We start from the raw sequence: 14,071 nt of genomic DNA, 5'->3' as shown, positions 1-14,071 counted from the left end.
AAGCCTCGGTAAGTAAGCAGCCATTTCAGCGGCGCCGGGTTTGACTCTCGGATGTCGGCGCCCAGATTGCAGGCCAGTTCCGTCCGCTTTACGCTGGCGGCGCGGTATCGTTGGTTCCCGTGCCGACGATGATCGGAACCGCATTTTTCCCCCATTCGCTCTTTCGTAACCTCCACGAGCAGTTTTACTTCCTCCCATTGTCGGAGATTCCCCGGTTGTGCCGTTAATAACGACCCCCTGAATTGTCTGCTCCAGAATCTTTCCGACATAACTGCCGTATGAATCCCAATCTAGCCCCCCGTTCGGCAAATGCAACGAAACTGCATTAACGGTTTTCAGGGGTAACTAATTACAGTAAACTACTTTGTACGGGCATAGATCATAGTAGAAAGATGGGGTTAAATGAAGAGCGCAAATAAATGGTTTAACCGCTTGCTGATGTCCTATTTGCCGATATTTTTGATATTGATGATTGCATTAAGCGTAATCTATTATTTAGCCGCCGCCGAAATTTCCCAAAAGCAGGTTGTGCGGGCAAATCAGATTTTTTCGGAACAGGTCGTGCAGTCGATAGATTATTCTTTACGCACAATCGAAAACGTTATCAATAATGAACTGATCTCGAAGATCAATTGGGATCCGTTTTTTAATCCGGAGCAAAATGATAACAGATATATTATTGAATATGAAATATCCAAAAAGCTGAGTCAAATGAAGCAATCCTATCCTATGATCGATTCCATTTATTTGATTAGAAAGCATGACCGTCAAGTGCTCAGTGATCAATCGATGTTTAACGTTAATTCGTTTGAAGACCGGCATTTTGTGACGGACTTGCTCGAGGGAGATTCGGGAATCCGCTATTTCTGGATGGATCCGAGGGTGAAGACGACATTCGATCAGAAGCCGCATCGCGTCGTTTCCTTGGTCCGTCAATACCCTCTGCTATCCGGAGAGATGGGCTTTATGGTTGTCAATGTAAAACTCGAATCAATTCAGCAATTATTGATAGAATTATCAGGTTCCGAACTGAGTTTCGTCCATTTGTATGATCGCAGCGGAAACTTTATGACGGGTAACGATGCGAAGGCACTGGATGCTGAGTTTAAAGGAAAGCCTTTATCAACTGTGAGGTCTAAATATACGGAATGGGAAATTCAAAGCGGTATTTATGGGAGCGGAATCGGAAGATATTATGCCTTGATATCCTATATTTGGATCGTTCTCATCGTACTCACCTTTGTCATCGGAATCGGTCTGATTTTTTTGGCGACAAGTAAAAACTATAAACCGATCCATAAGATGGCCAAAAGAATTTATGATTATTCTACAATGAACCGGAAAACAAAACCTGCGATTACCGATGAATTGAAATTTATCGAAAACGCATTTGACAATCTGATCAGGCAATCGAACGAGGACTTGTTGTATAAAAGAAAACACTTTTTTCTCGAACTCATTCAAGGCGACCGCCCGGTCAGCATAGAGGTCTGGCAACAAGAGATGAACAGCCTCGGACTGCATGACCAGTTCCACCATGCAGCTGCCGGTCTTATCGAAATCGATCATTATGCAAACAGGTTTGAGAGCTACGGTCATCGCGATCAAGGCCTTCTTCGTTTTGCACTGGCTAATGTCATCAGGGAAATAGGCAGCGAATTCGAAATGGTGATATGGGTGGAATGGGTCTCGAAACAACGGCTGGGTATGATCATGCATTATAAGAAGCCGGTTGACGAAATCGACAATACGTTACTGGAAATTGGAAAAGCGCTGGTAGATTGGGTAACGCAGAACTTAAGGTTTACGGTTACCGTCAGCTTCGGTCTGTCGGTTGAAAATCCTGAGGAATTACCGTTGTCCTACCAGCTCGCGAGCGATGCCCTGAATTACAAAGCAGTCTTGGGCAATTCCAGAGTGATTACACAAAGGGATGTTACCCTCAGAAATGCCGGTGTCGTCTACGATCAACTTACAATTATTCGATCGATGGCGAAGATGTACCGTTTAAATGACGACCGTTGGAAGGAACAGCTGGAAAAAGTGTTTTCCGATCTCCGAAACGGGCTGTTCTCGCGTGAAGATATTATCAATCTTGCGAATTATATGGTTTATTTGTTATATAGGGAAGTCATGGAGCTGTCGGAGGAAATTCAAGAGGTGTGGAACAGCAAGGCTATGCCCGAACTGAATGCCGAAATCGAATTAATGGACACTTTAGACCAGTTCCATCGCAGAATCACGGATATCCTAACGCATTATGATGAACAGATCTGTAATTTACGGCAGGACCGCAGCCATCATGCGCTCATTCAGGAAGCCAGAAAGTTCGTAGAGGAAAATTATGCCGATCCGAATATGTCGCTTACCTATGTTGCGGATCATTTTCAACTGCATTCCAGTTATTTAAGCCGTCTATTCAAAAGCGAAACCGGTGAAAACTTTGTTGATTATCTCGCCCGGGTTCGTATCGAAAATGCAATGAGATTTTTAAAAGAAACTATGCTTCCCATACAGGAAATTTCCGTGTCGGTCGGCTACACGCATTATATATCATTTAACAGGGTTTTCAAAAAAATGACGGGGACGACTCCGGGGGATTACCGCAGGCATACTGCTCGTTCAATGAACTAAAATAGACTATGTGAAGCTTGAATAATCTCTAAACAACTCATATGACGCGTTGACATCTGTCGGCGCGTCTTTTCATTATTTTAAAGCCCAAAGCAAAAATTGTTATGCGCTCAATAATTGTTATATTGCTCATCGTAAATAAGTGTTATGTGAATCAAAAGGTGTAAGTTGTCATCGGCCTGCCCCTGAAGTACATTCACACTTAACAAACGCGATTGTAAAGACGACCATACTTTTGAATTGAAGGTGAAGCTTATGACACCAACGAATCCGGGCAAAGACCTGAATGCGGGTTCGCTTCATAGGAAGCGGAGATTTAATCAAAATAAACCGCTTATTGTAATGTTCATCCCAGTAATTCTCTTTTATGTGGTCTTTAAATTTATTCCGCTGGGAGGGACGATCATCGCCTTTAAAGACTACAATTTCTCGGACGGAATCTGGGGCAGCGCGTGGGTCGGTTTAGATAATTTTAAATACTTGTTTACAAATTATCAGATGACGCAAGTTGTTCGAAACACCCTGATGCTTAGCTTACTGAATGTCGTCATCGGGTTTCCGTTTCCGATTATATTAGCGATTTTATTAAATGAAGTCCGGAAAAAGTGGTTCAAAAGTGCGGTTCAGACATTTGTGTTTATTCCCCACTTCCTGAACTGGGTTATTGTAGGCGGCCTGGTGGTTATGGTTTTTTCACAGGAAACCGGCATTGTTAATCACTTTGTTAAATTTTTTACGGGGGAACCGTATCCTTTTCTGTTTAACGAGTCCTCATGGATCGCCATCTTTGTAGGATCGACGATATGGAAAGGTGCGGGGTTTGCGGCCATTATTTATCTGGCGGCGCTGACGACAATTGATCCGAGCTTGTATGAAGCGGCGAATATCGATGGTGCAAACAAATTCCGGCAAATATGGCACGTAACGCTTCCGGGCATCCGAACGACGATTATCCTTATCTTCATTATCAACATAGGCCACGTCATGGAGGTTGGATTCGATCAGGCATATGTACTTCAGAACCCTGTGGTCAAGAACGTATCGGAAGTGATTCAAACCTGGAATTTCAAAGTAGGCTTGGGAGCCGGACAGTTTAGTTACGGGGCCGCGCTCGGTTTATTCGAATCCGTCATCGGTTTCATACTCGTCATCACCGCAAACCGGATCGCAAGAAAATTCAAACAAGGTCTATGGTAGGGGGCAGACATATATGAGAGTACCGCTCGGGGAAAAGTTATTCTACTTATTTAACTACATGATACTGCTATTCGCGGGATTAAGCTGCATTCTTCCCCTCGTACACCTTGTGGCTTTATCTTTTAGCAGCGGAGACGCCATTCTGTCCGGGAAGGTCGGACTGTGGCCGGTGGAATGGACATGGATTTCGTTCAAAAACTTGCTGCAGGGCACCAATATTGTTGTCGCCTTCAGGAACAGCGTTGTGCTTACCGTTGTAGGAACCGTACTGAGCATGTTGTTTACTATTCTGGCGGCATACCCGTTATCCAAAAAGTATTTTTACTTGAGAAAGCCTTTCACGCTTGCCATTGTGTTTACGATGTTATTTCCGGTCGGACTGATTCCAAATTACTTGCTGATGAAAGGGTTGGGATTGGTTAATACTTACGGAGCGATATGGTTGATTTTATTAATAAAAGTCTATTACATGTTAATTCTGCGTACTTTCTTTCAGAACATTCCGGAAGAGTTGGAAGAGGCTGCGAGAATGGACGGCTGCGGGGAATGGAGGATCATTCTGAACATCGTCATGCCGCTGTCTGTTCCGGTATTGGTGACACTCTCGTTATTTTACGGTGTTGATCAATGGAACGCTTTCTACCATGTATTGATATACATTAACGATTCCAACAAATTTAATCTAGCCGTCGTGGTGCAAAACATGATTCGAAGCCAGTCCATCCTGCAGGAAATGGGCCAATTGAATCCGGAGGATTTTGCGAATGTTTCTTCCGAGTCCATTAAAGCAGCGGGAGTTATTGTTATGACTCTGCCGATGCTTGCAATTTATCCGTTCCTGCAGAAGTATTTCATGAAAGGAGTTATGCTTGGCGCGGTGAAAGGATAAGGAAATAACCTTTTGAAAGGGGGGATGCAGGGAATAAAAGCTGTATTTAAGTAAAGCAGTTTTGCTATTGGCGGACAGCGATTTCAGCATACGAGGGAGGGGTAATACAAATGAAAAGAAAAAATTTCACAATTGCATTGATGGCAGCGTTGATCTTGTCTCTCATTTTGTCCGGATGCACCGGCGGGACGAAACCCGAGACAACGCCGAAACCGACGGAAGAAAATACGAAGGACCCGACGCCGGATCAATCGGAGGAACCGGAAGTCAGAGGCAACATAACGGTCTCGACTTATGACAACAACCAGGTTCCTGCTGAAGAGGGGACTTATACGGACAACCGCTGGACGAGATGGATGAACGAAAACGGGCCTGTGGACGTCACTTTCGTTCCGATTCCGCGTCACGAATCCCAGCAAAAATTCAGCACTTTATTTGCAAGCGGAGATGCGCCCGACCTGATTCTGGAATTCGATAATGGCTTTCGCAATCAGTTATGGTCGCAGAAGCAGCTCATGCCGCTAGATGACCTCATTGAGGAACATAGTACGGAGTATAAAGCATTGCTGGAGAAGTTTCCGGAACTGAGGAAGCTCGGTACAAAACCGGACGGGAAATTGTACGATATCGGAAGAGTAATCCCTACCCAGGTGTTGGGCACGGTTGTGATCAGAAAAGACTGGCTGGATAAGCTGGAGCTTAAGGTGCCTGAAACAATAGATGAATTATTCGATGCGGCATACGCGTTCGCTCATGAGGATCCTGATAACAATGGAAAAAAGGATACGTTTGGCATCAACATGAGTCAAAACGCTCATTACTTTATCGATGGCATGTTCGGAAACGACATGTTTGTAATCGAAGACGGACAATTGGTAAGACCGTTTGACCGGATTCAGCCTGCGGCCGATTTCAAGAAAAAACTGTTCGAAAACGGCATCGTTGACAGAGACTTTTTGACGGATAAAAACGGACAAAAAGCGCAGCAGGATTTCGCAAGCGGCAAGCTGGGCATTTATATCGCTTATAAAACCGATGTAAAGAAAAACTACGAAACGCTGAAGAAGAATGATCCGGGTGCTCAAATTATCCCGATTGCTTTTCCCGTCTCGCCTTTCGGCGCTTTCGCCCCCGATTTCAATCCGCCGATACAGAATGTCGGCGCCGTTAATGCAAATGCGAAGGATCCGGCAGCCGTTATCAAATATATTGACTTTATGGTTAAGCCGTCTACGGCGGAATATTTCCAGTACGGGGAAGAAGGGGTCCATTATATGAAAGATGCCAATGGATGCCCGTCTCCGATCGACGCAGAAAAGAACAAAAATGAGATCAATTACAATGTCTATTATAAGATGCCTATTTCCACCTATGTCTTAAAGGAATGTTTGATTGACGGCGTATCGCCGGATTCGGACAATGCGTTCGACCAGGAGTGGATCAGCATCTCCAAAAAAATGGATGAACTTTATTTGGATCCGAACCGAACGATGCCCGGATTCACTCATGCAAAGCTAAGACCTTCTCTGGAAAAAGAATTGTCGATGACCTTCGAGGACGGCTGGAATACGATGCATGACTTGATGTTGAGGGCCGTTGTAAGCGGGAAGTCATATACGACCGATCAAGCGATGAAAGATCTGATCGATGCCTGGGAGAAGTCCGGCGGCAAAAAGCTCGAAGAGTGGTATGCAAACTGGTATCAAGAGAATAAAGACAAATGGATTTTCATGAAAGACCTTTATTTGATGAAAGTGAATGAAGATTGATCCGTTTAAACAGCATTGGTTAATTAGATGCTCCCGGGGAGGAAAGCTGCTCCCCGGGGCATATGGTGTATAGGAGGGACATGATGATATGTGCAATATGAAGCCTGTTGCGAAAAAAATGCTTCTATTATTAACGATACTCAGCCTCATGATCTCAACGAATCTTGGGAGCGCAATCATCGTTAGTGCGGAACAAAATGAGGTCTATCAGCTTCCGGGGGAAATCTCCGCCGATTTGGACGGAATTCGGATTAACGGAACGGATCTGCAATGGTTTGAGCCGGGAAATTATCATTATAAACTGATACTCAGCTCTGCGGAAACGATTCCGGTTGTGGAAGCGGTCTATGAAAATCCGAATCTCGGCGTCAGCGTCATTCCTGCTGAGGAAGTCCCCGGCACCGCAATCATTGATGTGGTATCGGAAGAAGGGATAAAGCAAAATCGCTACAACCTGGACTTTATTACTCCTCCCTATACGGTGAAGTCGGTTACCGCGAACGGCGCCGATATCGGATTTGGCCCTGAATCGACGCTTGATCAAACGAAAGAGACCCGGTGGAGAGCGGAAGGGAAAGGAATGTTCCTGCAGTATGAATTACACTCGGTTCAAACCGTCGGAGGCGTGGGAATTTCCTGGTCGAGCGGGGACAACCGGAGCTTTTATTTTGCCGTTCAAACCTCGATGGATGGAGAGAACTGGAGCGATGTGTATGCAGGACAAAGCAGCGGCGTGACAACCGATTTGGAAAAATATACGTTTGATTCCGTACAGGCGAAATATGTGAAAATTATATGTAATGGAAGCAGTACCAACGAGATTAATGCCATTTTTGATGTCGAGATTTATGCGCAAGCGGGCGACAGGGAAATTCCCGTCAACTTCTTACTAACCTCCAGCATTGATTTGGATATTGGTTCCGGTAGAACAGGTAATATATTCACGTATCCGGAAACGCCTGCGTTTAAAATTACAGCAAAAAATGTCGGTGATGCCGGAGAGAAGTTGACGATCAATTATAGCGTGTATGGCTATAACGACAGGAAAGCCGCCGGCGGAAGCGTGAGCTTGTATCTGGATCCCTGGTCTGCCGAAACGGAGCTGCTTTCGATTCCGACAGATACTTACGGCGCTTTTATTCTCTATGCGAATCTGTACAGTAACGGCGAATATTATCAAAAGCTCGAGATCCCGTTCAGTAAACTATTTACGCGGGCAAATAATGAAGGAAGCGATTTTTTTGGTGTGAACACCCACTTGCACAACGGTACTAGAGACATTGATAAATCCATTGAAACCGCTGCATTGTCCGGCACCGGATGGATCCGGGATTCGGGATATTGGAGCAGAGCGGAAACAGAGAAAGGAAAAATTGAAATATCACCCGTTTGGGACGAGTATATAAATAAGGCGGTGGATAAGGGACTTCAACCGCTGTATATCCTGGCGTTCGGTAATGTGCTGTACGGACGGTATGCGCCGACAACAGAGGAAAATCGAGAAGGGTATGTACGTTATGTAACTGCGGTCGCAGAGCACTTTGCCGGCCGAATCAATCATTTTGAAATCTGGAATGAATTTAACGGGGGGATGGGCAACCCGAATTTGGAGGCGCCTGAAGTGTATGCCGACCTGCTCAAGGCAGCTTATCCGGCCATCAAAGCGGCGAACCCGGATGCTTATGTCATCGGCGGAGTAACGGCAGGCGCACCGCTCGATTGGCTGGAGCGAATCCTGCAGGCCGGTGCCTTCGATTATATGGATGCGGTATCGATTCATCCTTATATGCATCCCGGCAGTCCGGAGCAGGGAAACTTCACGACGACGCTTGAAAGAGTACACAATTTATTTATGCAATACGGCGGCCCCAAGCCGATCTGGATTTCCGAAATCGGCTGGCCGACGCATGGGACGGGGAGAGGGGTCGGTCCTTTGATATCGGCAAACTATGCTGTAAGAACCCATGTTCTCGGCATGGCGTCGGGCGTTGTGGATCATACTTTCTGGTACGATTTGCAGAATGACGGCAACGATCCTTTGAATCCGGAGCATAACTTCGGCCTGGTCACGGATGACAGATCCCCTGTTCCGTTTGCCGCCAAGGATAATTTCGCAGCTTACAGCGCATTAACCGCCAAGCTATCCAATGCGACATATGTCGAAAGCTATGAATATAACGGAAACACGAGAATCTACCGGTTTCACCGGAACTCCGATGGCCAGGAAGTATTGGTCGCCTGGACGCTGAACGGTTCGGAAACGTTAACATTGGAAATGAATCCGGAAGCAAGCATCCGAATGTCGGATTTATTCGGCACGCCGCTCCTCGTCAACAACGGGAGTATCACCGCTACGATTACGGAAACGCCGGTATACTTTGAAGGGGATTTTACGGCATTGAATGTGGCTGACTCGAAATATCGGCTGGATAAACCTGCCTTCACCGCGATTGTCGGAGAGCCTTTTGCTTTTGACGTCACTTTGCTTTCCCCCGATGAGGCAATCGACAGGATTGCCGTCGATCTGCCCGAAGGCTGGGAACTGGCAGCCCCGATTGAACCGGCCGATAACGGGAACAGCGTAACAATAAATGTGAAGTCTCCGGAACATGCCGAGAGTAAACGCTATGAAATCTATCTGAATTTAATGTCCGGTCAGCACATTCACTCCCGTTTGGCGGTTATCGTTACGCTGTCCAAAGAACGTTTTTCGTCTTCTTTGGTACCAAAGCCCGCCGCAAATGCGGGAAAAGATTGGGTGTTGGAATGGGAGGCAAGAAATTATTCCGGCAGTCAACCGTTAGATCTGCGATTGGAGATGATGGAGCCTTCTGCATGGAGTTCTTCGATCGGAGTACAGGAATTGCATCTGGAAGCGAATGCGGAGACGACGGTTGCGATTCCCATCCCCGAGCAGGTCGGCTCTACGGAGATCGAAGCCGCTTACCGGCTGACAATAAACAATGAAGCCGGAGAAATGATCTATAAGAAGATGGATTTTCTGTCAGCCTTCAGTGCGGATCAACCCATCTCTGTTGACGGGATGGATACAGATTCCGAGTGGTCTGATGCGGTGCCGTTCCTGCTGAATTCGCAAGATAAAGTCAGGAGAATCGACAATTGGGGCGGTCCGAATGATCTAAGCGGCAAAGGGCTGTTGAAGTGGGACAGCGAAAACTTTTACATGCTTGTGGAAGTAGAGGACGACATTCATTTTCAGGAAAACAAAGAAGGGTCAATCTGGTCGGGCGACAGCATCCAATTCGCTATTGATCCGAAAGGTTTGCACGGGGCCGCGGGGTACAGTGAAATCGGTATGGCACTTTCCCAAGGGGAGGTTGTCCTATGGCGTTGGAGAGCTCCGGACGGCATTATCCCGGGTCCGGTCCTTAACGGCCAATCCGCCGTAACCCGTATCGGGACGAAGACAACTTATGAAGTATCCATACCGTGGAACGAATTAATGCCGAACCCTGCTTCGGTAATTCCAGGGAATGCTGTCGGGTTCTCCTTGCTGATCAATGATAATGAAGGAAACGGACGCCGCGGTTGGATGGAATACGGCGGCGGAATCGGTTCGGCCAAGGATGTGAATTTATTCAAGACGCTGTTCATGATCGACAGCACACCTCCGAGCGCTGCGCTGTTTATTAACGGGCAGCCCGCTGAAAACAACTTGACCTTTGAGGATCATGTTCAGATGGAGATTCATGCGAGCGTTAACGATAACCTTTCCGGCACGGCGGGACAGGAGATCACGATCAATGATGTGCCTTATACGGAAGGGACGCTATTTGATCCGGAGGGGCAAATCGGGGCACATATCGTCAGTATATTTGTCCGCGATCTTGCCGGCAATTCGGCACGATATGAAGTCCGGATTGAAGTGACTACAAGTATTGAATCGATGCAGAAGCTGATCGAACGTTATGCAGTCTCAGGAGAACTGAATGTAGCTTTGAAGCAGCAATTGACTTACCTGTTGAACCAGGCCCGGCATCATCTGGATAAAGGGTCTCATAAAGAGGCGGTAAAGTTTATGGAAGATTTCGTATTTCTTTTGAACAACAAGACAAGAGAATCGGATATTTCCGAGAGGGCAAAGCGGGTTCTAAATTCGGATGCTTCCGCACTCATACAAGCCTGGTCTGAAACTGAAAGCTGATTTCAGCCGGTATGCTTTCCCCCCGGCGATACCGCGTACCGGCTGATTTAAGGAGATGTATCCGTGGAGATGAGACTGGAGCAATATCTAAGCAATATGTCGTCCGTGTCAACTTTTCACGCTACCGGCATGTCGAGAGAAACCTATTTGGATCTCCTTGAAACGGTTTTTCAAGTTTATCCGGTAGAACGGATCATGTCGAGAAAAAAAAGATGCGGCGCGTATATGGATCTGCATACTTATTCAAGATTGACAAGTGTATTGGCCTGCCTGCTTGCGGGGGGACGGCTGCCTCATATGTTGAGCTTATGGATGCATATGATGACTGAATGCTGCAAAGAGATTGTATCGCTACGCAAGGATGTGATTGCGGATTTTGCGATTAAAGAGATTATGTTTGCTTTCAAATTAATGAAGGAAGGGGTTCCCGAAAACAAGCTCAAGGAATGGAAGAGTGATCTGAAGAAGATCGACCCGTACGTCCATTACGCGGCAGTGGTCCGTCCCGGTGATCCGGACAATCTTCACAATATCAATATTTACAACATGAGCGGTGAATTTTTACGGGAAACGGAGGGGTTGACGGACACGTCGGATTATTTTAGCAAACATTGGCTCATTCAGTTGAACAATTTCGACGAAAACGGCATGTACATGGATCCCGGGTGTCCCTTATTGTACGACATTACGACAAGATGCCAAACTCAACTCATGATGAAGTTCGGCTACAACGGTCCTTATTTCTCTCAATTGGACGGTAATCTGAGAAAAGCCGGCATCATGACGTTATTAATGCAATCATCCGCATTTGAATTGCCTTACGGGGGAAGAAGCAGCCAGTTTTTATTCGGGGAAGCTCTTATAGCAGCCAACTGTGAATATGAAGCGGTCCGGCATCAAAGGGAAGGGAATTATCTGCTTGCCGGAATGTTTAAGCGGGCAGCGCATTTGGCGGTTCAATCGACCGTTCGCTGGCTTGAACTTCAGCCTCCCCGTCATATCAAAAACATGTATCCTGTTGAAAGTCGCTGGGGGACGGAAGGATATGCATATTACGACAAATATATGATCACATTTGGCTCATTTTTGGCATTGGCCTATTGCTTCTCCGACGATTCTATTCCGGAGAAGGCCTGTCCTTCCGAAATTGGCGGATATGTATTTGAGACCTCCGAAAACTTTCATAAAATATTTGCGATTGCGGGAGGTTATTCGGTTGAGATTGATGTGAATGCTGATCTGCGTTATGATGCCACCGGTCTGGGCAGGATTCATCACACGGGGATCCCTTCGGAACTAGGTCTTTCGACTCCGCTAACTTCAGAAAATTCTTATGAATTAGGTCCGGGGATCAACCGTACTTTCGGGTCGATCTCGCCAGGATGGGAAAAACCCGGTGGCGGAATGCAATTCTTAAGCGAACTAAGTGAAGGCTTGAACTACAGGTTGACGGTTATTCAAGAGAGCCGGACATGCACGGAGTTCAAGCTTGAGTATTCCGGAGATTGTTTGCAGGGATGCAGCGGAATAAAACAGCTTTTTAGAATAGATCGCAATGGCGTACAAATTCATTTTGAATGGATTGAACCGGTCTCTGCAAATCTGTATGTGCAGCTTCCGCTGCTCGCTACTAACGGCAGCGACAGAACGTTAATTGACGTTCAACAAGATAGTGTTGCCGTTTCTTTGGGAAAGCACAGGTATAAGGCTTTTTATAATGGGAAATTGGTCGTGAACGAAGCTGTTTACGGTAACCGAAATGGGGAATACAGAATGTCGTACATTCAGTCGGAAGGAGCGTCGTGCCTATTATTATTGCAATTTCTAAATGATCCGTCAGGGTGACTCACCGACGGTTCATTGGATAGGTAAGGATCGCCGAATGTTCGAACGATACCAGAGGAAGGTCGACCTAAACTATCCGGAAAAATCATTATTCAACTTAAGGTGGATAGTAAAATGACATTTTGGGAAAAAGCGATAGAAGATGCGGCAGTAAAGACGAAACAAAATATAGAGCGGTTCAACGGACTGTTTCCACACGTGAGTAACGGCGATGAGGTTTACGAGTTAAACGACAACAACGAATGGACGAACGGTTTTTGGTGCGGTATCTTATGGCTTTGCTACGAATACACAGGGGATGAAACGTTCAAAAAAGCCGCGGAGCGATCGGTTCAAAGTTTCGGAGTACGTTTGGCGCGCAACCGCGAACTTGACCATCATGACATCGGCTTCCTGTACTCGTTGTCGGCGAAGGCGCAGTGGATGATCGAGCGTGACGAGAAGGCCAAGGAGATTGCGCTCGGAGCCGCCGATGTGCTTCTGAAGCGTTGGCGCCCGAAGGGCGGCTACATTCAGGCATGGGGATCCGAAGGGCATCCCGAAAACGGCGGACGTATCATCATCGACTGCCTGCTTAATTTGCCGCTGTTGTACTGGGCGGGAGAGCAAACGGGTAATCCAGTATACAGGGATGTTGCCGTTAAACATACGGAAAAGAGCAGACGCTTCCTTGTGCGAGGAGACGATTCGACCTATCACACGTTCTATTTCAACCCGGAGAATGGCGAAGCGATTCGCGGGGGCACGCATCAAGGCTACACCGACGGGTCCGTCTGGACGCGCGGCCAGGCGTGGGGAATATACGGTTTTGCGCTTTCCTACCGCTATACCGGCAATGTGAAGTATTTGGAAACCGCCAAGCGGCTCGCGAAATTTTTTGCCGAGCGCATTCCGGAGGACGGAGTAGTGTATTGGGATTTCGATGCACCGGTAAGGCCGGGGATTGAGCGGGACAGTTCGGCTTCGGCAATAGCAGCCTGCGGCATGCTGGAAATCGTCGGCCACCTGAACGATGGCGATCCGGACATGGAACTCATTCGTAAAGCCGCTTTGTGGAGTGTCGAATCATTGGCGGAAAGGCATTCGACGATCGACCAGCCGGACGCGCAAGGATTGATCAAACATGGCTCCTATAGCGTGCGAATCGGTCATGCGCCGGATGATTATACGATTTGGGGCGATTATTATTACTTGGAAGCGCTCATGCGCCTCGCGAAAGGGCACAAGGGGTATTGGTACGAATAACTTCATACATGCGCCGTACTACGTACTATATTAAAAGGTTTATTCTGCAGAAGGTCTCATTGGACTGTTGCAGGATAACCTTTTTTTTTGGGCAGTCCAGCTCCGGTGTAACGCAATCCTGTTTATTACCAATGTCGCTTTATGCGGGCGAAGGAAACATAGGGCATATGATATAATGTGGTTCGCATTACACGAGATGAATGGGAGAGTCGACGTTGTCTATTAAGCTTAGAGGACACCACTTGTTTTGCCTGCTTGGTTATCGGGGGAAGGGGTATTCGGAACACTTTTGCGAAAACATGACCGGCATTTACGAAACGCTCCGTC

Annotated in this window: 7 protein-coding genes; all 7 read left to right on the top strand. The window is 46.8% G+C overall.

The features are described 5' to 3' along the window. Positions 1 to 402: 402 nt before the first annotated feature. The 7 genes from JET16_RS29145 (at position 403) to JET16_RS29115 (ending at position 13,744) form a co-directional block, all read left to right on the top strand. Positions 403 to 2,634 carry an AraC family transcriptional regulator gene (locus tag JET16_RS29145; protein WP_199624683.1) on the top strand — a complete coding sequence of 744 codons (2,232 nt, stop codon included), beginning with the start codon at positions 403 to 405 and terminating at the stop codon, positions 2,632 to 2,634. A gap of 255 nt (positions 2,635 to 2,889) precedes the next feature. Continuing rightward, positions 2,890 to 3,831, top strand: a complete 942-nt coding sequence (locus JET16_RS29140) for an ABC transporter permease (RefSeq protein ID WP_199624681.1) — start codon at positions 2,890 to 2,892, stop codon at positions 3,829 to 3,831. A gap of 13 nt (positions 3,832 to 3,844) precedes the next feature. After that, on the top strand, positions 3,845 to 4,720 hold the full coding sequence (locus tag JET16_RS29135; RefSeq protein WP_199624680.1) for a carbohydrate ABC transporter permease: 876 nt from the start codon (positions 3,845 to 3,847) through the stop codon (positions 4,718 to 4,720). A 110-nt stretch (positions 4,721 to 4,830) separates the two neighbouring features. Next, complete coding sequence (locus JET16_RS29130; protein ID WP_199624679.1) at positions 4,831 to 6,489, top strand: extracellular solute-binding protein; 1,659 nt, start codon at positions 4,831 to 4,833, stop codon at positions 6,487 to 6,489. Between the two features lie 88 nt (positions 6,490 to 6,577). Then, positions 6,578 to 10,654: an FIMAH domain-containing protein gene (locus JET16_RS29125; protein WP_199624678.1), complete on the top strand. Its 4,077-nt coding sequence runs from the start codon at positions 6,578 to 6,580 to the stop codon at positions 10,652 to 10,654. Between the two features lie 63 nt (positions 10,655 to 10,717). Further along, positions 10,718 to 12,499 carry a hypothetical protein gene (locus JET16_RS29120; RefSeq protein WP_199624677.1) on the top strand — a complete coding sequence of 594 codons (1,782 nt, stop codon included), beginning with the start codon at positions 10,718 to 10,720 and terminating at the stop codon, positions 12,497 to 12,499. Between the two features lie 114 nt (positions 12,500 to 12,613). Beyond that, a complete protein-coding gene (locus JET16_RS29115; RefSeq protein ID WP_199624676.1) occupies positions 12,614 to 13,744 on the top strand; it encodes a glycoside hydrolase family 88 protein in 1,131 nt (376 codons plus the stop codon). Positions 13,745 to 14,071 lie beyond the last annotated feature (327 nt).

Origin of the sequence: Paenibacillus alkalitolerans, assembly GCF_016482785.1 — a bacterium.
GTDB lineage: Bacteria > Bacillota > Bacilli > Paenibacillales > YIM-B00363 > Paenibacillus_AE > Paenibacillus_AE alkalitolerans.
This window is presented reverse-complemented; position numbering and strand designations above follow the sequence as displayed.